The sequence below is a fragment of the Pseudomonas sp. MYb193 genome (genome assembly GCF_002966775.1).
Taxonomy (GTDB): Bacteria; Pseudomonadota; Gammaproteobacteria; order Pseudomonadales; family Pseudomonadaceae; genus Aquipseudomonas; species Aquipseudomonas paracarnis.
The window spans coordinates 343,184-368,873 of the sequence record NZ_CP023269.1 but is presented as its reverse complement, the minus strand read 5'-3'; the positions used below and the strand labels follow the sequence as shown (position 1 = coordinate 368,873).

At 59.6% G+C, this 25,690-nt stretch carries 22 protein-coding genes and 2 tRNA genes; 15 read left to right on the top strand and 9 right to left on the bottom strand.

From position 1 onward, the window contains the following. Positions 1-282 precede the first annotated feature (282 nt). The 5 genes from CLM72_RS01605 to CLM72_RS01585 all read left to right on the top strand — a co-directional run bounded on the left by CLM72_RS01605 (position 283) and on the right by CLM72_RS01585 (position 4,855). On the top strand, positions 283-2,499 hold the full coding sequence (locus CLM72_RS01605) for an AsmA family protein (RefSeq protein WP_105225440.1): 2,217 nt from the start codon (positions 283-285) through the stop codon (positions 2,497-2,499). Further along, positions 2,496-3,563 (top strand): A/G-specific adenine glycosylase, encoded by a 1,068-nt coding sequence (gene mutY / locus CLM72_RS01600; RefSeq protein WP_054897554.1) that lies wholly within the window; start codon positions 2,496-2,498, stop codon positions 3,561-3,563. Before CLM72_RS01605 ends, mutY begins: the two co-directional genes overlap by 4 nt. Further along, positions 3,560-3,832, top strand: a complete 273-nt coding sequence (locus CLM72_RS01595) for an oxidative damage protection protein (protein WP_105225439.1) — start codon at positions 3,560-3,562, stop codon at positions 3,830-3,832. Before mutY ends, CLM72_RS01595 begins: the two co-directional genes overlap by 4 nt. A gap of 103 nt (positions 3,833-3,935) precedes the next feature. Beyond that, a tRNA-Phe gene (locus CLM72_RS01590) sits at positions 3,936-4,011 on the top strand. 172 nt (positions 4,012-4,183) lie between these two features. Continuing rightward, a complete protein-coding gene (locus tag CLM72_RS01585; protein ID WP_105225438.1) occupies positions 4,184-4,855 on the top strand; it encodes a hypothetical protein in 672 nt (223 codons plus the stop codon). 36 nt (positions 4,856-4,891) lie between these two features. Here the strand turns inward: CLM72_RS01585 and CLM72_RS01580 are convergent, their stop codons facing one another. Both CLM72_RS01580 and CLM72_RS01575 read right to left on the bottom strand, forming a co-directional pair. Further along, the gene (locus CLM72_RS01580) at positions 4,892-6,499 is read right to left on the bottom strand and encodes a glycosyltransferase family 39 protein (protein WP_105225437.1); all 1,608 of its coding nucleotides are present in this window, start codon (positions 6,497-6,499) and stop codon (positions 4,892-4,894) included. A gap of 87 nt (positions 6,500-6,586) precedes the next feature. Further along, the gene (locus CLM72_RS01575; protein ID WP_105225436.1) at positions 6,587-7,552 is read right to left on the bottom strand and encodes an arsenic resistance protein; all 966 of its coding nucleotides are present in this window, start codon (positions 7,550-7,552) and stop codon (positions 6,587-6,589) included. Between the two features lie 158 nt (positions 7,553-7,710). On the opposite strand from CLM72_RS01575, the gene CLM72_RS01570 reads away from it, so the two are divergent. Continuing rightward, positions 7,711-8,124, top strand: a complete 414-nt coding sequence (locus CLM72_RS01570; protein ID WP_105225435.1) for a hypothetical protein — start codon at positions 7,711-7,713, stop codon at positions 8,122-8,124. A gap of 311 nt (positions 8,125-8,435) precedes the next feature. Here CLM72_RS01570 and gabP read toward each other — a convergent pair whose 3' ends face one another. Further along, positions 8,436-9,827 (bottom strand): GABA permease, encoded by a 1,392-nt coding sequence (gene gabP / locus CLM72_RS01565; RefSeq protein WP_034125525.1) that lies wholly within the window; start codon positions 9,825-9,827, stop codon positions 8,436-8,438. Between the two features lie 555 nt (positions 9,828-10,382). Between gabP and CLM72_RS01560 the strand changes: the two genes are divergently transcribed. The 5 genes from CLM72_RS01560 to CLM72_RS01540 all read left to right on the top strand — a co-directional run bounded on the left by CLM72_RS01560 (position 10,383) and on the right by CLM72_RS01540 (position 14,588). Beyond that, complete coding sequence (locus CLM72_RS01560) at positions 10,383-11,156, top strand: ABC transporter ATP-binding protein (protein ID WP_003187760.1); 774 nt, start codon at positions 10,383-10,385, stop codon at positions 11,154-11,156. Between the two features lie 13 nt (positions 11,157-11,169). Then, on the top strand, positions 11,170-11,922 hold the full coding sequence (locus tag CLM72_RS01555) for an ABC transporter substrate-binding protein (protein ID WP_014716503.1): 753 nt from the start codon (positions 11,170-11,172) through the stop codon (positions 11,920-11,922). Between the two features lie 74 nt (positions 11,923-11,996). After that, entirely contained in the window at positions 11,997-12,692 is a 696-nt protein-coding gene (locus tag CLM72_RS01550) for an ABC transporter permease (protein WP_005783890.1), read from the top strand. 38 nt (positions 12,693-12,730) lie between these two features. Next, positions 12,731-13,420, top strand: coding sequence for an ABC transporter permease (locus tag CLM72_RS01545; protein WP_105229065.1), 690 nt, complete (start codon positions 12,731-12,733; stop codon positions 13,418-13,420). After that, positions 13,401-14,588, top strand: coding sequence for a methyltransferase (locus tag CLM72_RS01540; protein WP_105225434.1), 1,188 nt, complete (start codon positions 13,401-13,403; stop codon positions 14,586-14,588). The genes CLM72_RS01545 and CLM72_RS01540 overlap by 20 nt, the downstream gene beginning before the upstream one ends. 241 nt (positions 14,589-14,829) lie before the next feature. Here CLM72_RS01540 and bcsQ read toward each other — a convergent pair whose 3' ends face one another. Further along, entirely contained in the window at positions 14,830-15,726 is an 897-nt protein-coding gene (bcsQ, locus tag CLM72_RS01535; RefSeq protein ID WP_105225433.1) for a cellulose biosynthesis protein BcsQ, read from the bottom strand. A gap of 328 nt (positions 15,727-16,054) precedes the next feature. On the opposite strand from bcsQ, the gene CLM72_RS01530 reads away from it, so the two are divergent. Continuing rightward, positions 16,055-16,130: transfer RNA gene (locus CLM72_RS01530), tRNA-Thr, on the top strand. 635 nt (positions 16,131-16,765) lie between these two features. Here CLM72_RS01530 and CLM72_RS29140 read toward each other — a convergent pair. The 4 genes from CLM72_RS29140 to CLM72_RS01510 form a co-directional block, all read right to left on the bottom strand. Further along, complete coding sequence (locus CLM72_RS29140) at positions 16,766-17,218, bottom strand: hypothetical protein (RefSeq protein ID WP_256595266.1); 453 nt, start codon at positions 17,216-17,218, stop codon at positions 16,766-16,768. Next, entirely contained in the window at positions 17,169-18,389 is a 1,221-nt protein-coding gene (locus CLM72_RS01520) for a radical SAM protein (protein ID WP_256595265.1), read from the bottom strand. Before CLM72_RS01520 ends, CLM72_RS29140 begins: the two co-directional genes overlap by 50 nt. Position 18,390: 1 nt before the next feature. Next, on the bottom strand, positions 18,391-19,329 hold the full coding sequence (locus CLM72_RS01515) for a DMT family transporter (RefSeq protein ID WP_105225431.1): 939 nt from the start codon (positions 19,327-19,329) through the stop codon (positions 18,391-18,393). 104 nt (positions 19,330-19,433) lie between these two features. Continuing rightward, a complete protein-coding gene (locus CLM72_RS01510; protein WP_105225430.1) occupies positions 19,434-20,249 on the bottom strand; it encodes an AraC family transcriptional regulator in 816 nt (271 codons plus the stop codon). 303 nt (positions 20,250-20,552) lie between these two features. Between CLM72_RS01510 and CLM72_RS01505 the strand changes: the two genes are divergently transcribed. The 3 genes from CLM72_RS01505 to CLM72_RS01495 are packed head-to-tail and all read left to right on the top strand — an operon-like array spanning position 20,553 to position 23,891. Continuing rightward, the gene (locus CLM72_RS01505) at positions 20,553-21,896 is read left to right on the top strand and encodes a CHASE2 domain-containing protein (protein ID WP_105225429.1); all 1,344 of its coding nucleotides are present in this window, start codon (positions 20,553-20,555) and stop codon (positions 21,894-21,896) included. Between the two features lie 37 nt (positions 21,897-21,933). After that, positions 21,934-22,299 (top strand): hypothetical protein, encoded by a 366-nt coding sequence (locus tag CLM72_RS01500; protein ID WP_014716500.1) that lies wholly within the window; start codon positions 21,934-21,936, stop codon positions 22,297-22,299. 14 nt (positions 22,300-22,313) lie between these two features. Beyond that, positions 22,314-23,891 carry a M48 family metallopeptidase gene (locus CLM72_RS01495; protein WP_105225428.1) on the top strand — a complete coding sequence of 526 codons (1,578 nt, stop codon included), beginning with the start codon at positions 22,314-22,316 and terminating at the stop codon, positions 23,889-23,891. An 81-nt stretch (positions 23,892-23,972) separates the two neighbouring features. Here the strand turns inward: CLM72_RS01495 and CLM72_RS01490 are convergent, their stop codons facing one another. Next, complete coding sequence (locus tag CLM72_RS01490) at positions 23,973-25,289, bottom strand: OprD family porin (protein WP_105225427.1); 1,317 nt, start codon at positions 25,287-25,289, stop codon at positions 23,973-23,975. Positions 25,290-25,690: the final 401 nt, after the last annotated feature.

Here is a 25,690-nt window from a genome sequence, read left to right as displayed (position 1 = left end):
TCCCTCGGCCTTGCACGCAAAGCGTGGCCGTTTTGTTGAGTGAAGCTCCCTTTTAGGCGCGACGTTAAGTCGCAGAAGGCGGACGAACGTGCAGAGATTAGCACCAGTGGATGACGGAAAAATCAAACTGCCACTACCTTTTTTCGATTATCTGTATTTTCTTGACGTCAAAATCCCATTTCCGCACCGGTGGATACAATGTAACGATCCGTGAACTGACGCCGGCCTTCGGGCGTTATACTCTGCGGCTAAATTTTGAAATCGACATACAAGGACTCGCCCATGAAAGCGTTCGGCAAAATCCTGGGTCTGGTACTTCTCGGGCTGTTGCTGATCATTGTGGCGCTCGGCTTTGCCCTGACCCACCTTTTCGATCCCAACGACTACAAAGAAGAAATTCGCCAGATAGCCCGCGACAAGGCCCACATCGAGCTGACGCTCAATGGCGATATCGGCTGGAGCCTGTTCCCCTGGCTCGGCCTGGAGCTTCATGAAGCCAGTGTCGCGACCCTGACCGCACCGACTCAACCGTTTGCCGACTTGCAGATGCTCGGCCTCTCGGTGCGCGTACTGCCACTGCTGCGCCGCGAAGTACAAATGAGCGATGTGCGTGTCGAGGGCTTGAACCTGCGCCTGAACCGCGACAAACAAGGTCACGGCAACTGGGAAGACATCGGCAAGAACCTGCCCGACGAAACCGCCGGTGCCCCCGCTCCCGCGCCGGTCGAACCGGTGGCTGAAACCAAGCCGGAAAAACCGCCGCAGCCGATCCGCCTGGACATCGACAGCCTGACCATCAACAACGCCCGCGTCGAATACACCGATGAACAGACCGGCAAGCAATTGAGTGCCGAAAGTATCCAGTTGAGTGCCGGTGCCATCCACGAAGGCGCCAGCATCCCGCTGAAACTCACCGCATTCCTGGGCAGCAACCAGCCGCTGATGCGGGTCAAGACTGAGCTGAACGGCAACTTGCGCATCCAGCGCGCGCTCAAGCGTTATCAGTTCGAAGACATGCGCTTGAGTGGCGAAGCCACCGGTGAGCCGTTGCAAGGCAAGACCGTGAGCTTCTCCACCCAGGGCCAACTGCTGGTGGACCTGGCGGCCAACGTCGCCGAATGGACCAACCTGAAACTGGCGGCCAACCAACTGCGCGCCCTGGGCGAACTGAAGGCCAATGACCTGGACAAAACCCCGCAGATCAGCGGCGCCCTGTCGGTTGCCCAGTTTGACCTGGCCAAGTTTCTTGAGAGCGTCGGCCACCCACTGCCTGCCATGGCTCCAGGCAGCCTGAGCAAGGTCGAACTGGTGAGCCGCCTCAAGGGCACGCCCACCAGCGTCGCCCTGGAAGACTTGAACCTGAAGCTCGATGCCAGCACCTTCACCGGCCGCGTCGCTGTGGATGATTTCGCCAAGCAGTCACTGCGTGTGCAGCTCAAGGGCGATACCTTCAATGCCGACAATTACCTGCCGGCCAAATCCGAAGCCGCCAAAGGCGCAACCGCCGCACGCCAGGCCGAAGTACAGAGCAGCGAAGCCGGCGCCATGGCGGCAGGCGGCAACACGCCATTGCCGGAGGCGCCGACCAAAGGTGCCTGGAGCAACGACAAGCTGCTGCCGCTGACGCGCCTGCGCAGCCTGGACGTGAATGCAGACCTGGCCTTTGGCGAACTGACCCTGAGCCAGTTGCCCATTCAGAACGCGGTGCTCAAAGCCTCCGGCATTGACGGGCAACTCAAGCTCGACACCCTTAGCGGCGGTCTCTACAACGGCACGTTCCAGGCCAACGGCACGCTCGACGTGCGCCAGGACACGCCAGTGTTGGCCCTGCAAAGCCACATCAAGCAGGTGCCCGTTGAGCGCATCCTGCAGGCCCAAGGGAAAACCCCGCCGGTCAAAGGCCAACTCACCCTCGACAGTAACCTCAGCGGCCGTGGCAATAGCCAGAAGGCGCTGATCGACAGCCTCAACGGCACCACCAGCATCGTGATCAACAACGGTGTGCTGCTCAATGCCAACATCGAGCAGCAACTGTGCACCGGCATCGCCCTGCTCAACCGCAAGACCCTGAGCACCACACCAGGCGGCAAGGACACGCCCTTCCAGGAGCTGCGCGGCAACCTCACGTTCCGTAACGGCGTGGCCAGCAACCCCGACCTGAAAGTACGCATCCCTGGCCTGACGCTCAACGGCAACGGTGATGTGGATTTACGCGTGCTGGGCATGGACTACCGCGTCGGCATCATCGTCGAAGGCGACAAGCGCGACGTGCCGGACCCAGCCTGCCAGGTCGGCGCCAACTTCCAGGGCATTGAGGTGCCCCTGCGCTGCCGAGGCCCGCTTGAGCTTGGCGCCAAGGCCTGCCGCCTGGACAAGGACGGGCTGGGCCAGGTCGCCCTCAAGGCGGCCGGCAATCGCCTGAACGAGAAGCTGGAAGAGAAGCTCGACAAGGTTAACCCCAAGCTCAAAGACGCATTGAAAGGCTTGTTCAACCGATGAGAACCGAGCAGTTTTCACAAGCGGTGCTGGACTGGTACGACCGCCATGGCCGCCACGACCTGCCTTGGCAACAGGGCATCACCCCTTACCGGGTGTGGGTGTCGGAGATCATGCTGCAACAGACCCAGGTGAGCACCGTGCTCAATTACTTTGACCGGTTTATGGCGTCCCTGCCGACGGTCGAAGCGCTGGCCGCCGCGCCGGAAGATGAAGTGCTGCACCTGTGGACGGGCCTGGGCTACTACACACGGGCGCGCAACCTGCAGAAGACCGCCAGGATCGTGGTGGCCGAACACGGCGGCGAATTCCCCCGCGACGTGGAAAAGCTCACCGAGCTGCCGGGCATCGGCCTGTCCACCGCTGGCGCGATTGCCAGCCTGAGCATGGGCCTGCGCGCGCCGATCCTCGACGGCAACGTCAAACGCGTGCTGGCGCGCTTTACCGCGCAAGAGGGTTACCCGGGCGAACCCAAGGTGGCCAAGCAGCTGTGGGCCACCGCAGAGCGCTTCACGCCCTTTGAGCGCGTCAACGCCTACACCCAGGCCATGATGGACATGGGCGCCACCCTGTGCACCCGCAGCAAACCCAGTTGCCTGCTGTGCCCGCTGGAAAAAGGCTGCGAAGCCCACATGCTGGGCCTGGAAACACGCTACCCGATCCCCAAGCCGCGCAAGACCATCCCGCAAAAGCGCACGCTGATGCCCATGCTGGCCAACGCCGAGGGCGCGATCCTGCTTTACCGTCGCCCGTCTACGGGCTTGTGGGGCGGCTTGTGGAGCTTGCCGGAGCTGGACGACCTGCAAGACCTGGATCACCTCGCCAACCAGCACGCGCTGGCGCTGGGCAAGCATCAGGAACTGCCCGGGCTGGTCCACACTTTCAGCCACTTCCAGCTGGCCATCGAACCCTGGCTGGTCCAGGTCGAGGAAACCGCCCATCACGTGGCCGAGGCCGACTGGCTCTGGTATAACCTCGCCACCCCGCCGCGCCTGGGCCTTGCCGCCCCGGTGAAAAAACTGCTGAAGCGCGCGGCCGACGTATTGAACGCAGGAGTTTCGTCATGACCCGCACCATCATGTGCCGCAAGTACAAAGAAGAACTGCCAGCCCTGGAGCGTGCCCCTTTTCCGGGCGCCAAAGGCCAGGACATCTACGATAACGTCTCCGCCCAGGCCTGGGCCGACTGGCAAAAACACCAGACCCTGCTCATCAACGAAAAACGCCTGAACATGATGAACGCCGAAGACCGCAAATACCTGCAGGGCGAAATGGACAAGTTCTTTTCCGGCGAAGATTACGCCAAGGCGGAAGGCTACGTCCCACCTGATCAATAATTGATCAAAAACCAGGGTCTGCACGTAAGCGACGGTAATAATTAAATATTTTTTGAAAACTTGCTTGACGCCCCCCTGAAAAACCCGTTTAATGCGCCCCGTTGCCCAGATAGCTCAGTCGGTAGAGCAGGGGATTGAAAATCCCCGTGTCGGCGGTTCGATTCCGTCTCTGGGCACCAAAATACCGAGAAACCCCAAGGAACAATGTGTTCCTTGGGGTTTTTTATTGCCTGCGATTTAATGCGACTCACGCATTTACGGACACAATGTCGCAGCAGGACGATTGAGGGTTATTTTTGGCTGGACTCAATCGTTCAGCCTTTACCCAAATCTCAGTTGTAAGGTTTTTTCATGACCCGCTTCTTGCTTTGCACCCTGTTACTACTGACCGCCCTGCTCAGTGGGTGTGCCACGCAGTTGGACGTAGCGATCAACGCAACGCCTGATCCCGACTATCACTTCGATCGACAGGCAACCGTGCTGGTGACCTCCACTGGCGGCAGTGATGAAAACTCACTCAATGCTCGCTACTACCTGCGTGACATGGTCCGCGCCATGCAGGACCAGGGCTTTCGCAATGTCTTCACCGACACCACGCTGCCCAAGAACCATGCACCAATCAAAATGACCGTCACCCTGGACGTCGACAGCAAGCAGGTGACGTATCGCTATACCGCCACCGAATACGGGCAGGTGGCAAACAGCACCACCACTCAATGCAAGAAGAACAAGAAAAAGACCGACCAGTTGACCTGCACCAGCACCCCAAACACCTCATACGGCCCGGTCGGGACCTCGGAGCGCACCGGCTACACCACGCTCACCACCTTCCGGGTCACCGCTCGTGATGAAGTGAGCAGGCGCGCTGTCTACCTGCTAAGGGCGTCGTCCTATAACGACGATTGCCAAGCCGCCAAGGTCGAAGCCTTCCTGGTACAGCAGGGTTTGCAGAACCTGAATTTCCAGGACCGCGTGCAGCGCAATTACACGGTCACGATGCCTGAAAGCTTCCGTTGCAAGTAATCAGCTGCTCGGCAGGCCCTTGGCTCAAGGGCCTCCTTACTTGAGCAAAAACACCATCAACGGGTTGTCATTCAAGCGCCCTTGATAGCTCGATGCCAAGTGCTCCACCGGCGACCCCTTCAACAGCGCGGTCTCCTTGCGCGACACGATCACCCAGGAGGGCCGGGGCAGCGTCGCCAACTTCTCAAGCTCGTGACGGCCGACAAACAGCGGCTGTTCATCGTGATCCAGGTTCATCATGTAGCGCACCGCCCAGGTATCTCGGGCCAGGTCGACAAACACCAAGGGACCTGGCTGCGCCTGGCGCAACGCCTCCACCTGGCTGACAAACCGCCGGGTGTCGAATTGCAGGTCCTTGGCCGGCTCTATCACCGTCACCAGCAACAGCCATTGCGCCACCAGCGCGATCAGACTGAGCCACACCAACCGCCATGCTCGCTGCCAGGCTATCAACGCCGCGACTTGCAGCATCACCAGCACGCCGATCATCAACGGCAAGGAAATCTCCGGCCAGTAGCCCTGCTTGTGCCAGGCGTGTCGACACACAAACAACACAACCACGCACAACGCCGGCAGCGCCGCGACCAGCCATTCATAGCAACGGCGCACGCCCACCAGCCAGCCTTGCGCGTGAAGCAGCCCATAGGCAGCGACAGCCGCAAACATCGGCACCATCGGCAAAATGTAATAAGCGCGCTTGAAATGCGGTACCGACAGGCCGAGCAGAATCATCAAGCCGCAGCCCCCGAACCGCACCAGCAATTGCAGGTGCTCATTGGCCCAACGCTCGGGCCAGCGATGGCGCAACGCAAACAGGGTCGCAAATGCCAGCGGCACCACCGGGAAGTAGCGGTACAAGCTCAGCTGGAAGTAAAAGTAGAACGGCTCACCCGACTCATCCAGGCGCCCGCCGACTTGCATCTTGAACACCTCATCGGCAAACGCAGCGCCACCACTGAACCGCGCAAGCTTCATCAGCAGCCACCAGCACGCTGCGAGCAACACCAGGCCGACAACGCCGTGGATCAACACCTGCCGGACACGCTCCCCCGGCTTGCTCAGTGCCCAATACACACACACCACCGCGCAGACTTCAATCAACCCCAGCGGCCCACGTATGGCGAAACCCAGGATGAACAGCGGGAACACCGCCAGTTGCCTCAACCGTGACCCGTGGCGTTCGCCGGTGTGCAGCAGGTAGAAACTGCCCACGCATAACAATGCAACCATCTGATCCAGGCACACCGAGCGCGACTTTTCGAGTAACTGGGCGGTGAGCAGCGTGAGCAGCACCGTAAGCAGCGACCAGGCACGGCTGTAGGGTGCCAGCAGGCGATACATCAGCGCGATCACCCCCGCCGACGCGAGCGCCGTGGGTAGCACATTCGCCAAGTGGTTCGGCGCGTCAAACAAGCGAGCGAATAGATAACTGAAGAAGGTCGCGGTGCCTGGGTAATCCGCATAGGGCTGGCCGTAGGTGGTGGGGAAAAGACTCGCGCCATGGCGATACATTTCCTGCATGAACAGCGCCCAACGCCCGTCAAAACCCTGGGGCTGCTGATCCCAGATGCCTACTGTGAACAACAAGAGAGCGACCAGGAAAATACCCAGTGACTCCAGGCGAAAACGGTTGCGGTGATCCATCGGGTGACCTGTCAGGTGGGAAGCGCTGGCGTATGGTGCCGAACGCGCCCCTGAATGGCGCCTGAACAGACCTGAACATTCACGCGGTTACCGACTGGTGGGCCACACCACTGCCGGGATCAGGCGAACGTAGGCCAACTCGGCAACCAGCTCGATCAGGGTCTGCAGGATCACCACCGTTGCGGCCAAACCGCGCACATCCTCCGGCAGGGCCAGCGCCAATGGCAAAACCACCAGCGAATTACGCGTCGACGCACTGAACGTCACCGCCCGCGCCGTCACCGCTGGTAGTGCGAACAGCCGCGCAGCACCAATGCCCATCAACGGCGCCAATAGTACAAACGCCACGTAGATTGGAATGACCGGCAACAACAAGTTGATATCTCGCACCACCGCAGTGATGTGCGAAGCGAGCACGACAAACAACACCAGCGCCATCGCCGGCACCGGCAACCACGCCCAGGCGCTGCTCCAAAGACCGATAGCGCTCGAACGCCGCGCAAGCGCGCTGGTGAGGACAGCCAGAAGCATCGGCACCACAATCAGCCCCACGAACGCCTCTACAAATGGCCCCGCCGCTACCACCACGCTGGATTGCTCGCCCAACATCAGCCCCAGGTATACCGGCAACAGCAGCAGTTGCAGCAACAGCAGCAGCGGTGTAGCCGCCAGCATCGATCGCGAATCGCCCTTACCGATATGGGTAAATACCACCACGTAGTCGATACAGGGCGTCAGCAACACCAGCAGAGCGCCCACCAGCAACGCCGGGCGCTCCACCAGGCCACGGGTCAAGCCCCACACCAGCATAGGCACGAGGATGAAATTGGCCAGCAGCAAGGCCGCCATGAATCGCTTGTTGCCCAAGCCTTGGCGCAGCTCAAGAAAGGGGATCTGCAAAAACATCGCATACATCAGCACGGCGATGGCAGGTGTCACCCAAAGGCTGAAGCCCTGAGCCGATAAGGGCCAGAACAGGCCAAACGTGACGGCCACAAAGACGGCAACAAAGTAGATCGGGACCTGATGGTGTTCCAGGGTGTCACGGGTCATGGGCGGGCTCTGGTGGGTCAATAGACTGTCAGCCTAAGTACCCGCGCAGATAAGGTCGAGCACTACAGCAATCATTGCCGCCCGAGAAACCCTTGGGATTTACCCCAACCTGCGCTTCAATACACCCTCTAGACCCAGACCCCAAGGACGTCGAGCCCATGGCCTCGCCAAACAAGCAGCAAAAACGCGCCCACCGGGCAAAAGCCAAGGCCAAGCAAAACCGCACCCAGCGCGCCGTGGCGCACAAGCCGGATGCTTTTGCTGGCGACGACAGCCGCATCGACCTTGAGTCGGTGGATTTGACTGAACTGTTCGTCGAAATGCGTGCCGCTGGCGAGATCAGCCAGCAGGCGCTGTGTGCGGTGTTCCTTGCGCACCCGTTGCTGGCGTTGGTGCTGGAGCAGGAAGGCGAAGAAGAAGCGACCGACTTTATCCTGGCGGCGCTGATCGAGTATCGGCAGTGGGCGACGGACAGCGATGACGAAGCCGCGGCGTTAGCGTGGATTGAGTCGCCGCAGTTCCAGACCGATTACGTGGCGGCGTCCCAGGCGCTGGCCAACGCCCCCGACTGACACAAAATAAAAATGTGGGAGCGGGCTTGCCCTAATGCCAGTCAGTTAAGAGCTCGAGCAGACAACCAGTGACTTGTGGCGAGGGAGCTTGCTCCCGCTGGACTGCGTAGCAGTCCCATTTTTGGGGCCGCTTCGCGCCCCAGCGGGAGCAAGCTCCCTCGCCACAGTTACCGATTCTGTCTTAACTGACTGGCATTAGGGCTTGCTTGAGATGGCGGTGTGTCAGTCGACGAATATATCGACTGGCAGTCCGTCATCGCGGGCAAGCCCGGCTCCCACATTGTTGCGAGGTGCACTACCACCGTCTCTCGTCAGTTAAGCGCCGCAGCCCCCACTCTTTGGGCCTTGCGACGGCTCGCCACCACCAACCCCGCCAATACCACCAGCAAGCTCAGAACCCCGGTGGCGATGATCTCGACCCGGTGCGCTTCCTGGAACAGCATGATGGTCAACGTACCGACGATAAACACCATTACCGCGTACGTCAGGCCTGGGAACAGCCACATCTTGAAGACGATCTTCTCGCCCGCTGCCGCACGCTTCTGGCGCATGCGCAGTTGCGACACGGCAATCACCAGGTACACCAGTAACGCGATGGCGCCGGAGCTGGCCAGCAGGAATTCGAACACCGCTGCCGGAGCGACGTAGTTGGCGAATACCGCCAGGAACGCGGCGCCTGTAGACAGCAACACCGCCCAGTAAGGCGTGCCGCTCTTGTTGGTGCGCTTGGCCACGGCCGGTGCGTCACCGCGACGGCCCAGGGAGAACAGCATGCGCGACGCGGTGTACAGCGCTGAGTTGAGGCAACTGGTCACGGCAACCAGCACCACCAGGTCGACAATCAGCTTGGCGTTCGGAATGCCCATGCGCTCCAGCACGGTCTGGTAGGAACCTACGGCAGCCAGGGTCGGATCGTTCCAAGGCACCAGGGACACCACGATGAAGATCGACAACAGGTAGAACAAACCAATCCGCCAGATCACCGAGTTGGTGGCCTTGGTGATTTGCTGGCCCGGGTTCTTCGACTCGGCTGCGGCGATGGTGACAATCTCGGTGCCCATGAACGAGAACATGGTGGTCAGGATCGCCGCCAATACGGCACCCATGCCGTTGGGCATGAACCCTTGGGTATCGAACAGGTGCGAAACACCGCTGACCTGGCTGGTGGGCAAGAAGCCGAAGATCGCGGCCAGGCCGAGGATCACAAAGCCCACGATCGCCACGACCTTGATCAGCGCAAACCAGAACTCGAACTCGCCGTAGTTCTTCACGCTGAACAAGTTGGTTGCGGTGAGCAGCAAGGTAATGACCAGGGTGAACACCCAGATCGCCACGTCGGGGAACCAGGCGTGCAGGATGGTCGCCGCCGCGTTGGCTTCCAGCGGAATCACCAGCACCCAGAACCACCAGTAGAGCCAGCCAATGGTGAAACCGGCCCAGTGGCCGATTGCCCGGTCGGCATAGGTAGAGAACGAACCGGTATCCGGTGACGCAACGGCCATCTCGGCCAGCATGCGCATCACCAGGACTACCAGCGTACCGGCGGCTGCATAGGCCAACAGCACAGCCGGGCCGGCAGCAGCGATCGCATGGCCGGAGCCGACAAACAAACCGGCGCCGATGACACCGGCAATCGACAGCATGGTGACGTGACGCGGTTTGAGCCCCTGTTCGAGGTCATTGGAGCTTTGCGTACTACTCATTGACACACCTTTGCGAGGAATTGCGAAAACGGTTCGCCCGGCTTGCAGCCTTTCTCGTGAAAAGAATCCAACAGGGCGTTCTTTATTTTTTACGCAAGATTTGCGCCAAAATATTTCAGAACCACAGTTGGCGCGGGCTGTAGGACAATTCACTACCCATCGCAAGTCATTGAGAACAATGGCATTCCGCTATAGCGTTACCGTGCGACTCACATTCGTGGCATTGCGACGCACCAAAAACACACACAAAAAGTACGTGACGCCCCATAACCGGGCTGATATGGACCGTTTGCCCGGTTAACCCTTCCAACACCCGGCCAAAGCTGGCACCATCGCGCCCTTTTTTACGCGAAGCCTGTGGATCTTTCCGGGTCAAACGTCTGTAGGTTGTTGATGGCGCGACACACTGCTGCGCCGATGCGACACCCTGCCGCAGACCACCGGTTAACCGTCCGCAGCGCTGTTGGCTGTCATCCAAACGCTATGCTAGCTTGGCGCCTCGCCAGGAAGGCGGCCCAACAGCGAAGATCGCAACGAACACAATGAGGACCGCACATGGCTCAGGCCACGCCCGCGCTTGAAATCCGCAACTTGCACAAACGCTATGGTGAGCTTGAGGTACTCAAAGGTATCTCGCTGACCGCTCGCGACGGCGATGTGATCTCGATCCTGGGTTCCTCCGGTTCCGGCAAGTCCACCTTCCTGCGCTGCATCAACCTGCTGGAAAACCCGCACCAGGGCCAGATCCTGGTGGCCGGCGAAGAACTCAAGCTAAAGGCCGCAAAAAACGGCGAACTGATGGCCGCCGACGGCAAGCAGATCAACCGCCTGCGCAGCGAAATCGGGTTTGTGTTTCAAAACTTTAACCTGTGGCCGCACATGAGCATCCTCGACAACATCATCGAGGCTCCTCGGCGCGTGCTCGGCCAGAGCAAGGCCGAAGCGATAGAAGTGGCCGAGGCCCTGCTGGCCAAGGTTGGTATCGCCGACAAGCGCCACGCCTACCCTGCGCAACTCTCTGGCGGCCAACAACAACGCGCGGCGATTGCGCGTACCCTGGCGATGCAGCCTAAAGTCATTCTGTTCGACGAACCGACGTCGGCGCTTGACCCGGAAATGGTCCAGGAAGTACTTAATGTGATCCGCGCGCTGGCCGAAGAAGGCCGCACCATGCTGCTGGTCACCCACGAAATGGGCTTCGCCCGCCAGGTATCCAGCGAAGTGGTGTTTTTGCACCAGGGCCTGGTCGAAGAGCAAGGATCGCCACAGCAGGTATTTGAAAACCCGCTTTCGGCGCGCTGCAAACAATTCATGTCCAGCAACCGCTAACGGAGCAACATGCATGCAGACCTATAAGAAATTCCTTCTGGCCGCGGCCGTCTCGATGGCGTTCAGCGCCACGGCCATGGCAGAAACCTTGAAGATGGGGATCGAAGCGGCCTACCCGCCGTTCAACAATAAAGACGCCAGCGGCAACGTTGTCGGCTTCGACAAGGACATCGGCGACGCCCTGTGCGCCAAGATGAAAGTCGAGAAGTGCGAAGTGTATGTGTCCGACTGGGACGGCATCATCCCGGCCCTGAACGCCAAGAAGTTCGACTTCCTGGTGTCCTCGCTGTCGATCACCGACGAGCGCAAGCAGGCGGTTGACTTCACCGACCCGTACTACTCCAACAAGCTGCAGTTCATTGCGCCCAAAGCCACTGCGGATTTCAAGACCGACGCCACTTACCTCAAAGGCAAGGTGATCGGTGCACAGCGCGCAACGCTGGCCGGTACCTACCTGGAAGACAAGCTGCCGGACACCGAAGCCAAGCTCTACGACACTCAGGAAAACGCCTACCTCGACCTGACCTCCGGTCGCCTCGACGGCATCCTGGCTGACAAGTACGTGCAGTACGAATGGCTCAAGAGCAAAGACGGTTCGGCCTATGAATTCAAAGGCGACCCGGTGGTAGAAAGCGACAAGATCGGTATCGCCGTACGCAAAGGCGACCCGCTGCGCGAGCGCCTGAACAAAGCCCTGGCAGAGATCAAGGCAGACGGCACCTACAAGAAGATCAACGACAAGTACTTCCCGTTCAGCATCGAATGATCTGAACGGCCTGCCCGGCGCGCTCCTGCGAGCGCGCTGGCTTTTAGCAATGCCTGCCACGATATGAAAACACCATGAATTTCGATCTCTACGGATTCGGCCCGGCCCTTGCCGCCGGCGCGCTGATGACCGTCAAACTGGCGCTCACGGCCCTGTGCCTGGGGCTGGTGCTCGGCCTTGCCGGCGCCTTGGCCAAGACCTCCCCGTACAAGCCACTGCAATGGCTGGGCGGTGCGTATTCGACCATCGTTCGCGGTATTCCCGAATTACTGTGGGTGCTGCTGATTTACTTCGGCACCGTCAACCTGATGCGTGCGCTCGGTGAGTTCTTCGGCAACCCCGACCTGTCGCTGAGTGCCTTCGCCGCCGGCGTCATCGCCCTGGGCCTGTGCTTCGGCGCCTACGCAACGGAAGTGTTCCGCGGCGCGATCCTCGCCATTCCCAAGGGCCACCGCGAAGCCGGTGTGGCGTTGGGGCTGTCGAAGTTTCGGATTTTCACCCGGCTGATCATGCCGCAGATGTGGCGCATCGCCCTGCCGGGCCTGGGCAACCTGTTCATGATCCTGATGAAAGACACCGCGCTGGTGTCGGTGATCGGCCTGGAAGAAATCATGCGCCACGCGCAGATCGGCGTGACCGTGACCAAGCAACCCTTCACCTTCTTCATGGTCGCCGCCTTCATGTACCTGGGCCTGACCGTACTGGCGATGACCAGCATGCACTTCCTGGAAAAACGCGCCGCCCGCGGCTTTGCAAGGAGCACCCAATGAGCGGCGACTACAGCTGGCTATCGCACTTTGACCTGGGCCTGAACTGGACCGTGATCATCAAGTGGCTGCCGAAGTTGGCCCAGGGCGCAACCCTGACCCTGGAGCTGGTGGCAATCGCCGTGATCGCCGGCCTGCTGCTGGCGATCCCACTCGGCATCGCGCGGTCTTCGCGCCGCTGGTACGTGAGTGCCCTGCCCTACGGCTACATTTTCTTCTTTCGTGGCACGCCGCTGCTGGTGCAGTTGTTCCTGGTGTATTACGGCCTGGCGCAGTTCGACGCCGTGCGCAACAGCTTCATGTGGCCGTACCTGCGAGACCCGTTCTGGTGCGCCACCGCCACCATGACCCTGCACACCGCCGCCTACATTGCCGAGATCCTGCGCGGTGCGATCCAGGCCATTCCGCCGGGCGAGATCGAAGCGGCGCGGGCCCTGGGCATGTCCAAGCCCAAGACGCTGTTCTACATCATCCTGCCACGCGCCTCGCGCATCGGCCTGCCGGCCTACAGCAACGAAGTGATCCTGATGCTCAAGGCCAGCGCCTTGGCCAGTACCGTGACCCTGCTGGAACTGACCGGCATGGCGCGCACCATCATTGCCCGCACTTACCTGCCGGTGGAGATTTTCTTCGCCGCAGGGTTGTTCTACCTGCTGATGGCCTACGTGCTGGTGCGCGGCTTCAAACTGCTGGAAAAATGGCTGCGCGTCGATGCATGCCAAGGACGTTGAGGCACGCTTCCACGCACTGGATGCATTCCTGACCGAACACCAAGGGCTGTGGCGACCACGGCCCTTTACCCAGTTGCAGTTGCCTTGGGAAACCGAGCATCCAGCGTTATCCCAGTGGCTGCGCAAGCGTTCGCTGGCCGAAGCTGAAGCCAGTCACAACCAACCCCACGACCTGCCCGCGCCCGCACCTTTTCCACAGCTGGCCGCTCACGCGCTGCGCCTCGCTACTGTGGATAAGTTACCCACGCACACCCTTGAGCCCGCTCGCCCTCGTTTGAATGTCGACGTGCCAGGGCGCAAATGGCAACAGATCGAAGCCTTCGGCGCCGCGCTGACCTTTACCCAAACGCCTGCCCACTGGCTGGACTGGTGCGCCGGCAAAGGCCACCTAGGCCGCCGCCTGCTGCAACCCGGCCAACGGTTGACTTGCCTGGAATATGACCCCGCCCTGATCGCCTCCGGCCAAGCCTTGAGTGATCGCCACGACCTGCCCGCAACCCATCATCTGCAAGACGTGATGGTGGATGTCGCGATCCAGCCCGAACACACGCCGGTCGCCCTGCATGCCTGCGGCGACCTACATGTGCGCCTGCTGCAACTGGCCAGCGCCGCCGGCTGCAAACAACTGGCCCTGGCGCCCTGCTGCTACAACCGCATCACCGCCGACCGTTATCAAGCCCTCTCCGCCGCCGGGCGCGCCTCCCTGCTGCAACTGTCGATTGATGACCTGGGCCTGCCCCTGAGCGAAACCGTCACCGCCGGCAACCGTGTACGCCAACAACGGGACACCTCCATGGCCCGCCGCCTGGGCTTTGACCAACTGCAGCGGCAACTGCGTGGCTGCGACGACTACCTGCCAACACCTTCCCTGCCCGCCAGTTGGCTGGATAAACCCTTTGCCGACTATTGCCAGGAACTGGCAAGCCTCAAGGGCTTATCCACAGGCGAGCAGAACTGGCCGGCCCTGGAAGCCCACGGCTGGCAACGCCTGGCCGAGGTGCGCAACCTTGAGCTAGTGAGAGGCTTGTTTCGACGCCCATTGGAACTGTGGTTGGTATTGGACCGGGCACTGTTCATGGTGGAACAGGGCTACAACGTCGAGGTCGGCAGCTTCTGCGAACCATCGTTGACCCCTCGCAACCTGATGGTGCTGGCCGAGCGCGAATAAAGGGCAAAAAATCCTACAAGCGCCCTGTGGATAACTCTGTTGATGAATACTTTGCAGAGGCCCTAGATATCGGCACTTCACACCCAAAACCGGCCTGGTCATTTTTTGTTCACAAAATAAAGTGCACACAAAACAGGCAGTTGCAGCGTGCTGAGAACTGCTGCACAAAATGGCTGTTTCGTGACAGCTGTTACCAACCGATTGTGCATAAGCATCTGGCGCCACGCGCATAACGGGCGCTTTATGCGGTCTGTTTTGGCGCCTTCAGCCACAGGCAAACCTCGTTGATATCATCACTGGCCAGCCGTTTCGCCACGTTATCCAGCGGGTCGGATGAGTAGGCCAACGCCTCATTAATGGCCATATCGCGATGAACTTCCAACGGGTCTTTGCCCAAGCGATGCTTGAACGCCTCAACCATGTCCAGACTGAAGGGGTTACTCTCATCCACCTGGTTAATCACCACCTGCACAATCGGCGGGCGCTCGCCCTCAAGGTGCGGAGCGAGCAGCAGGTCCAGATGATCCAGGGTCCCAAGGCAAGCAGCGTCCGCCTGCACGATGACCAGCACCACATCGGCAACGCTCAACGCTTGATGGAAATAGACGTTATTACCCGCGGGCGTATCGATGATCACCGTGTGCCGCTCGCTGAGCCCCAGGCACCCAAGACGCTGCGCCATCCAACCGGGCTCCTGCTTGAGCCAGCGCTCGAGGCTTTCCTGCTGTTGGATATCGATATCGCCGAAGGTCATCACCTGGCAACCGGCAAAGCCCAACTGCTGCAAGGGCGCCCATTGCCCATGCTCCAGACTGGTGCGGCCGATTCCGGCCAAGGTGGAACTGACCCCAAAGTGATGATGCAAGGCATTCTGCGGGTCCAGGTCCAGCGCCACCACCGACTCGCCCAGGCGCTGCAACCCACTGCTCAAGGCCGTGACCAGCGTGCTGCGGCCCACACCGCCATTGATAGACACCAACGCCACTATTTTAGCGCGCAACTCCGGGGCATTGATGGGCTGTTGGTGGATACTTTCGTCAGGAACACTGCCGAAAAAGTGCATTCTTGCATTGATGCCGTCGGCATCATGGGTAACGTCTTTACCAAACAACGCCAGAATTTCTTTGCTTAGGCTCATAGCCTGCTCCTCACGACGCAGCTTAAAGACGTGAAGGTCAGCAAGTGCGGGCACTTGCCGTAGGTCTTTTTATAGGCGCCCTTGTTGGGGGCATTCTGTGACAAAGGGTTTGAAGTGTCATTATTTTGCTGTTTTTATGTTCGATTTTTTAGATGGACGGTAGATAGTCAATTTAATGGCTTTTCAGCGTGTGTTTTTCCACAGGCTTGCAACCTGTGAAAACGTGCCCAAGACAGCCTAATCGCAAGAAACCTCCGACTTTGCAAAAATAGTCAGAATTCAGGGGTTTACAGAACCTTTCCAATCGCTATAATCGTCGCCCTAACACGCCGGTATAGCTCAGTTGGTAGAGCAACTGACTTGTAATCAGTAGGTCCCGGGTTCGACTCCTGGTGCCGGCACCATACAAGGTTCCAGAGAAGGCTTTCAAAATCTCTGGAACCCCCGAAAAACCCGCCTTCTGGCGGGTTTTTTCGTTTTGGCGTTCCGTCGGATTCCGCCAAAATCTTATGGATACCAGCCGAAAACCACCTCGATTTTCACGGGCAATCGTCCGCCCTGCCCGCCCCATCCTTCATCAGCAGGCCTGCACACAAATCAGCGACGAACTGGGGCATGGTCGTCTCGACGTGATATCGGCTTATAACGATGATCGAGCACGAGCAAAACATTCGACATGGCGCTGTTCCTGGCGGATCTTCTCACCGGGTCGCATGCCATTCGCGAACGTCACCTACGCCAAGCAAAGACCATTCAAGCGAAGATCTCTAATCGCTTGCACAAAGATAATCCATGGACCTGGCAGCGAAAGCATCTCGCATGGTTTCTAAACCGTCACGTGAACCCGCACGCTGAATCGACGCGCTATTACTGGCTACTGACCGCGCATTTGCTCACTCTTCGCTTAGGAAAATTCAACCTATAGATGAAGGTCAAAAACCGGTCAAAAGCAGGCTGATGGTGTAAGTGGTTCAATTGACGTGTGAGGTTGTTTGGCTACTCGCTCGAAGTCATTGAACGAGTAGGGCTGCGTAAAAAATCAGACATCCACTGGCCACGTTCCGCGCCGCACCATTTCCCGCACCCGATCAGCACCATTGGCGCGTACCAGCAATTCCATACGGGCTTTTTCGATGTCCTCGGCACTCCATTGCTCGGTGGCCATGGTGGCTTTTTCGTGAGACCAGCCATTGTCGTAGTGACGAACCACATACTGCTGTTGGTATGCCCACATCTCGGTGCCCGGAATCGGGGTCACGATAAACGGGTTGGCGTAGGCCATGCCTGCGCCCATAAGGCTGACGGCATAGTCAATGGTATTACCGATTTGCCCCAGGCTTTCGATGAACGGCTGTTCGGCAGCCGAGGCCGGCGGGTTGACGAAGCCGAGCATGAAGCCGCCCGTCACCTGAATTCCGCACTCGGTAAACATCTGGATGATCTCAAAGGTTGCCTGCTGAATCGCGTTGAAACGCGACTTGTTGGAGTTCACCAGGCTCTCTTCGTTGGCGCTCTCCACCGCAAGGTAAATGTTGTAGCAACCGTTGTCGGCGATTGAACGGATAAATGTCTTCGCCGTGAGACCGCCGCGAATGGCAGCGATGACGTTGCGGTAGTGCGGGCTTTTGAGTTCCTGCTTTGACCAAATCCGCCAGATGCAGGTCGAACCAGTCCAGCCCCAATGCCCGCCAGGGGCCGTTGATTTTGGGGATATAGCAGAAGTTGCAATTGACGTTGCAGCCTATGGTGGAAAAGATCTGCGCCCAGGCGCCGGTCTTGCGCACCCGCGCACCGGAGGAATGATAGGGCTGCAAGTAGTTGTTCATGTTCAGGAAACTGAAATCCGGCAACGGCATGACGCCCAGGCGCTCATCCAGATCCTGCCGGGCCGGGACAATGTTCAAGTAGCTGGATTTGCGCGTCGGTCGAACTAGTTGGCCACTGTAGCTGCGATAGGCAATGCCCGGCACCGCGTCGACATTGCCGCCTTCATGGGTGACCGCGTCGAGCAGCAGCGTGAAGGCGCGATCCGCTTCGTTGATCAGGGTGAAATCGAAAGGCGAGTCCAGCAAGGCATTCTGCCAGTCACCGCTGGAATGGGCACCGCCCGTCACCAGCAGCAAATTTGGATCGATGGATTTCACCAGGTCGGCCAGCGCCCGGGCGTTGCCCCATTGCACGGTGTAGTTGCACTGGATGCCGACGATGTCCGGTTGTGCATCTTCGATGATCTTGCGCATTTGCACATCGGTGAGGCCATAGCGGACCAAATGGCCCTGATCGACGTTTACCAGAGTGTTTTCCTGGGACCAGCCGGCGAATGGCGCGTCGACGATCTGCACGTCGTAGCCGGCGCGCTTGGCCACCGTGGCGATGCGCAACAGGCCAATGGGCGTGCCGGCGCGTTTCATTACTTCGAACGTGTCGATGCCGATGTCGGCAAATGCGCTGCCCAGCGGTACCGGCTCAATCAGCCGCGTGTAAGGCGGCACGAACAGCAACACACGTGGCGCTTCGCCATTTGCGCGGCGGCGAATGCCGCTGCGGCTGGACTTCAATGACGGTAGTCCCAGATGCTGGAGCGCAGGACGAGTGGGCGCCACGCTGAACCGTGGCAGGTCGCGTTCAATTCTTGTGGCGCCTTCAGAGGCAATCAGGTCCATCTCAAAGCTCCTTTACAACAGTGATGTCGGCTTTGGGCTGGCCTGTTTTCGAGGTGGCGATAACGGCGCCGACGATGATCAGCAGTGTGGGAATAATCAGGATCGGGCTGGCATGGCTTTGCCCTATGGCCACCAGCAGCAGGGTCGAGATCAGGGGGGCCAGATAGGAGAGAGCGCCGAGCATCGCCAGGCTGCCGTGCTTGGTGGCGTGGTCCCAGGCGAAAAACGCCAGGCCCACCGGCCCCAGGCCAAGGCCGACGATGGCCGCCCATTGCCCGGCGCTTGGAATGACCGCGGTTTCAAACGCCAGATGGCAGGCCAGGCCGGCCACTGCGACGAGGCCACAGATGCCACCAATGATGCTGCTTGGCACGTCACTGAAACGGCGGTTGATCACCGAATAGGACGACCAGACCAGCGCGCAGGCGAAGGCGGCCAGGTAGCCGGCTACCGGCATGGCGGCGGCTTCATCCGAGGCGCGCTGTTGCATGATGAACGCCGTACCGGCCAACCCCAGCAGCGCGCCGAGTAACTGGCGTTTGCGCAGCCGTTCCCCCGCGCTGAAGGCCGAGAGCAGCACAATCAACAGTGGCCACAGGTAGGCGATCAGGCTCGCCTCGGCAACCGGGGCAGCCTTGAGGGCGAAAAAATACAGCGCGTGGTAGGCGAATATCCCTAGAAAACCGACCGCCCATACCGACCAGGGCTGACGCCAGCTGCGAAACCCCGCCATGCCGTTGCGGCCAAGGATGCACAGGCTCGCTACAAACGCGACGGCAAAACTCAGGGTCAGCAGTTGGAAGGGTGGAATGCCTTCGGTGAGGCTGGTCAGCAACGCCAGGCATGACCACAGGAACACCGCGATTACGCCGATGGCGGTGGCCGAGGCTGCGGCTCTGACAGACACCTGTGTTTTGGCAGTGTGCGTCACTTCGGTCATCTACGCCCCGTCTGATTTATCCTTGTCGGTGGGGCAATCATAGAAAGGTCCGGCCGGGCGGGTATTGATGAGCACTGCTGAAGATTTGTTCAGGCCTGCCGGATTCACCTTACCCGCGAACTTCGTCGCACCGTGGCCGGGGTCAGGTCGCGGTTCTTTTTCAGGGCGTGGGTGAGTGCGCTTTGATCGGCATAACCGACGCGGTGGGCGATCTCGGTGATCGACAGCGCGGTTTCGCACAGCAAGTCGATGGCACGGTTGAGACGCAAGGTGGCGATATGCGCAAAAGGCGTGCTATTCAAATGCCGAGCGAACAGCACGTAGAGTTGCCGCTCGCTGGTGCCTGCCACCCGTGCAATCTCGGTGGCGCTAAGCCGGCTGTCCAGATGGCTTTCGATGTAAGCGAGTGCCCGTGCCAGGGTGAACTGACCATGCTCAGGGATGATTCCGGGCGGCAGCGTCAGCGAAGACAGCAGCAAAGTACTCCAGGACTCCGCCACCTGAGGTGAACTGGTCAGCAAGGGCGCGCTGCGGCTGGCGTAATCGAGTAAATGGCGGATTTCCGGGCCTATTGGGAAAAAGCGTTTGTCGGCCTGGAGTCTGGTCGACAGGTCGAGATTCTTGGGCCCGCCGAAGGTCGTGGCCGGCACGTCGAGATTCTTGGGCCCGCCGAAGGTCGTGGCCGGCACGTCGAGTACCAGAAAGGTATTGGCCTTTTGCGCCAGAAACGCATGGCGAGCACCGGCAGGAATTACCACGCCCTGACTCCAGTCGACCTTGCCGGCCCGACCGTCGACTTCGATGTCCATGGAGCCGGACTGCGGCAGCACGAGCTGATGAAAGTCGTGATCGTGCAATTCGACTTGGCCCGAATACGAACGAAGGGCCAGTGAAACCGCTGGGTTATCGTGACTGCCCATAGCGCCTCTCCGTTGGCTCAGGTTCACATCATGCCTGAGTCAGAGAACCCGGTGCCACTCCCGCGAGCGCTCAGGGGAGATGCGACGAGTCATCGGCAAGAACTCGTGCGGGACGCGGGCTGATTTCATCGCGGGCAAGCCCGGCGCCCACAGCGCAAAGCCCTGGCCTGGATAGGCCAGGGCTTTTTACGAATGACGACCCATGCGCCCATAGCGATATGGCACTTAGCCACTTTTCCAATTGACACCCCCTCCCCACTCCGTTAAAACCCCCGCCTTGCTTGCGTTTTTATCGAGACATGGATGTTGTCCAAACCCCCGCTGTTCAAATACCGCCGCTATTGGCTGGCGGTCATCATCGTGTTGCTGGCGATTCTTGATCCTTTCGGCCTGGCCAGTTCCAGCGACAAGGCGTCGGCGCAGTGGCTCAATCGTATGTTCGCCAGTCACTACCCGAGCCTTGGGCAGCAGCGGGTGGCGGTGGTGTTGATCGATGATGCCTACCTGATGCGCAATAACAGTTCGTGGCCTATGCCTTATGGCGAGCAGAGCAAGTTGTTCAAGCGGTTGCTGGCGTACAAGCCCCAGGCGGTGTTTGTGGATTTGCTTTATAGCCACGACCACTCGTTTGGCGACCCGACGCGGGGCAGCCAGTTGCTGGCGAATGTGTTTGAGCGTTATCAACGCCAAGGCATCCCGTTGTGGCTGGCCAATACTGGGTTGACTCGCGCAGAGGCGGGCCAGGCGAATACGCTGGCGCCGTTCATGCAGGTGAGCCAGCCGGCCCTGGTGGTGTGGGAAGGGGTGGATGACAAGTATCCACTGGCGATGCGTACACAGGCAGGGCTGATGGAAACTCCCGCCCTGTCGCTGTATCGAGTGTTCTGTGCCACGCAGCACTGCAAGCAGCCGCCGGTGGATGTGCAAGCCGCTGCGCAGCGCCAGCCCATCGCCGTGCAGTGGGGGCTGAAGCTGGCGCCCGAACAGGCACGTATTGCCGATATCCGCCACTGCGCGCCGGCACGGCATTTTTTGCTGGATGGGGTGGCGCAGTTATTTCAGGCGGTGTTCTGGAAGCTCGACGACTCGGCCCAGGCGCGATGCCCTTATACGCTGACGTTGTCGGCCAGTGACCTGGAGGTCAGCGACCCCGATGACCAGGCATTGGTCGCCGAGTTACTGCGCGACCGCCTGGTGTTGGTGGGCGCCAATATCGCTTCCACCGGTGACTTGGTGGAGTCGCCGGTACACGGCCAACTCCCTGGCGTTTACCTGCACGCCATGGCGCTGGACAACCTGATCAATGCGGGCATGGACTACGACCATGAACCGGCCAATTTCCCCCACCTGCCGTTCAATTGGCTAGACCTGCTGGAGCTCGGGCTGTTGGCGTTGATCGCCGTGCTCAAGGCGCTGCACGCACGTCGCCTGGCGGGCCATCGCACCTGGAGCCATTGGCGGCGCCAGGAAATCTGGTTTTTTACCTCGCCGTGTCCGTCGTGGCTGTTGGTGATGTCGATGTTGACGGGGGTCAGTGTGTTGCTGAGCCTCAATGACATCACCCCGGTCAACGTGCTGGGCATTGTGTTGCTGTCGTTGGTGCTGTTCAGCGAGCGGATCGAAGCCTTCTTCGACCGCGATCGCTGAGTGCACCGCTCTGCTATCTGACTCAAGGAAACCAAGGATGAACAGAAGCCTCATCGTTTTGCTCGCCGCCCTCTTCACCCAGGGCGCCTGGGCAGAAACTCACAGTATCAAGGCGTTCCTCGCCGACCCGGTGACAGTGCTGGACGAGCAGGGCAAGCAACAACGTGAGCTGGCGAAAAAGGACGCGCCCACCCAGCCCCTGCCGGTATTGCAGTACAACCAGGCGCTGGACCTGGTGCAGGTAGAACTGGCAGGCCAGAAGGTGTGGCTGGACACCATGGATTTGCGCATCGAACCCCCGCTGAACGTCGTGGACCTGCCCTGCCAGGGCCTGACCAAAAGCCAGGCCAAGGACAGCCGCAATAACTCCACCATCGGTTTTGGTGCCGGCTGCAATCAATAAAAAGGAGCGTTGCGGTGAAGGGATATCTAGTAGCAGCCAGCCTGTTGGCCAGTTCGGTGCTCAGTGGTTGCGCCACCTTGAAAGGCGCAGACCAGGCGTTTATGAACCTGGTGGGCCCCTCGACCCAGTCCCGGGTGCAGGGCCATTACGTGGATAACAGCGACGTACGCCAGTATTACAAGCTCGACCCACAGCGCCAGAGCCAGCAGCGTTTGAGCTACGACGGGCGTGCGGTACCGGCCGCTGAAGCGCGCCAGCAGAACCTGGTGGATATCCCGATGCTGCAAGGCTACTTGCAGGGCATCGTCACGCGCTTGTCCAAGGGCTGGCCGGGGGAGTTGCCGCCGCTGCAGGTGAAGATCACCGACAGCTATGGCTTCGGGCCGTCGGCAGACCCCTACGGCAACCTGTTCGTGCCGCTGGGCATGCTGGACAACGTCGCCAGTGAAGATGAAATCGCCGCGATGCTGGGCCATGAAATGAGCCACGTATTGCTGCATCACCATGACCGCATGGCCGCTTTCCAGCAGCAGAAAGACATGTTCACCACCGTCGCCTCCACGGTCGCTTTGGCCACCATGGCTGCCGATACGGGCGTGGACCGCAGCTCCGGTACGATGAAACTGTTCAGCAAGGACCCAACCGGCACCCAGAAGACCATCGGCAACACCGTGCTGTACACCGCTCTGGCCAATACCTTTTCCGATCAGGTATGGAGCACCGCCTGGGGCCGCAGCCAGGAAGACCAGGCCGACTTGCTGGGCACCGACTTGATGATCCGTGCCGGTTACGCGCCGCGAGCCGCCACCCATAGCCTGGAGCGCCTCAACGACTTCCAGGGCAAGCAGAAGCCCTTGCTCACGGGGTTCCTCACGGCGCGCAAGAATGCCATGCAGGATTCGCTGCAGCAGTTCAATCTCAACCAGTTCACCAAAGAGCTGGACGTGCTGGTCAAGGATGGCTTGACCACCGGCATCACCGCGACCAGCCAATACTTCAACCGCTCACATATGTCGGCGATGGACCGCGACACCGAGCTGCGCCAGTACTTGCAACGCGAGTATCGCCAGGAACGCCGCGCCCGGGTCAACCCGCAAAGCTGGTCGAAAATGAAGAATACGCCCCAGGTGGCGAAGGCTTTGCAGGGCTATAAAGACGCGTACTTCGCAATTGATGCCCTGGAGAAAAACAAGGTGCCGCAGGCTGACGCTTTCATCCGCAAGGCTCTGGCCTCGCCGGTAAAAGACCAGCCGAGCATTCGGCGCACCGCCTATACCGTGCGCCTGGCCCAAGGCAAAAACAGCGAAGCGGTGAAAGAGTTGCAGGCGATCAAGGACTGGTCCCTGGCAGGACCTTCCACCTATGACTTGATGATCAGCTACCACCTCAAGCGCGGTGACGGGCAATCGGCCCTGGCGATGATCGACAAGGCAGAGCGCAACCTGGGCTCGGAAGAACTGTTTATTACCGAGAAGCTGTTGGCCAACCAGCAACTGCAGAATGCGCAGCAGGTGCAAAGCGTGCTGCGCAAATGCGAGCAGTACCCGACGCGCAAAGAGAACTGCAAAAAGCTCGCACCGGTCAAAGCCTGACGCCCCCGCGAGCGGACAATAAAAAACCCCGAACCAGTCGGGGTTTTTTATCGCCTGGCATCAGGCACGACATTCGATCAATTAGAAAACGTTGATCGGGTAGTCGGCGAACAGACGGATTTCGTTACCGCCTACGTTGTAGTTGCTGGCGTTGTTGGAAACGCGCAACCACGAGGCACGGGCACGCAGGCTCAGGTCTTTGGCTGGGCCGCTCTGTACCACGTACTTGAACTGGTTCCAGATTTCACGCTCGGTGCCATCGCCACGGCCAGTGCCGTCGTCGATGTTGGTGCCGCGCACGTAGGCAATGTTGTAGGTCAGGCCCGGTACGCCGAAGGTGGCGAAGTCGATGCCATAACCTGCTTGCCAGGAGCGCTCGTCCTTGCCGTTGAAGTCGGACCAGTAGGAGTTGGCCAGCAGGATGGTATTGCCGCCGTCGCCAATGCCGCCAGCGTTGCGGTAGCCACCGTACAGGTAGCCGGTGTCACCGGTGCTGCGCTGGTGAGCGAGGGTGAAGCTGTGCGCGCCAACGGCCCAGGTAGCGCCCAGGCTCCAGATCTTGTTGTCGCGAGCGTCCGCATCACCTTGGTTTTCCAGGGCGAAGCTGCGGTCCAGCTTGGTTTTGTAGCCGTTGAAGTCAAATGTCAGCGACTGTTGTTCTGGCAGGGCCAGCACGTAGTTGACGTTGACGTATTGCTTCTTCAGCACGTCCTGCATGTCGGAGGCGTACAAAGCAGCCGACAGGCTTTCGGTGAATTTGTAGCTACCACCGATGTAGTTGATGCTTTTCAGGCGACCGCTGTCGGTGCCTTCCATGCTCTTGCGCGCTTCTTTGGTGAAATGACCCGCGTCCAGTTGCAGACCGGCGATCTCTTTGGAGACGATCGACGTACCGGTGTAGGTTTCCGACAACAGGCGAGAGTTGTCGTACTGCAGCACAGGCACGGCCGGGAACTGATCACCATACTTGAGTACGGTGTTGGAAACGCGGAACTTCACGGCAGCGCCGCCTTTGGCCAGGTCGTGTGGTGCCGAGCCTGGGTTTGGCTTGCCGCTGTCATCAATAGTGCCGTTGCCCTGCTTGAAGAAGTCGATACCGCCGGCGCCAGCGCGACCTTTACCACCGTCCAGGCGGATAGCGTATTGGCCAATCACATCCACACCCACACCGACGGTGCCTTGGGTGAAGCCGGACTCGAACTTGCCGATGAAGCCTTGGCCCCATTCAGCTTTGTCCTGCTTGCCGTTTTTGTAGTCACGGCTGATGTAGGCGTTACGTGCTGCGATGTTCAGGTGGCTGTCTTCAACGAAACCCTTGGATTGCTCCTGGTCGTTTGCCATTGCTGTCGATGCGCTCAAAATCCCCAGAGCGATCAGACTCATCCGTTGCTTCAACATTTTCTTATATTCCTTATTACGGGTTGAGTACGCGCTGTGACACCAGGCTCCTGTTGCTTTTCTGGTGTCGACCTTGCCAGCAAAAAGAAGGCCCGCGGACGACTGAACTGCCGCGGGCCTTTTTTTATTGGATTTAGTCATGGTGGTTAGCCACAGGCGTTGGGCGCAATCCTATGCGGGCGTTGAACTATGTGTCAATTTCGTGAATCGTCTGTATTTAGGCGATATTCGTCTAAGCAGCGGGCTAAAGCGGCGGGATGAAAGCCTTGAAAACACCTTGATCAGCCCTTGAAAACACATTAAGTAACAAATCCGCAGGCAATGCGTTAGGGAATAGATAACGCGCGCAAATGCAAAGCATTACCATTCGCGCACAATTTTCCTGTCACGTCATTTGGATA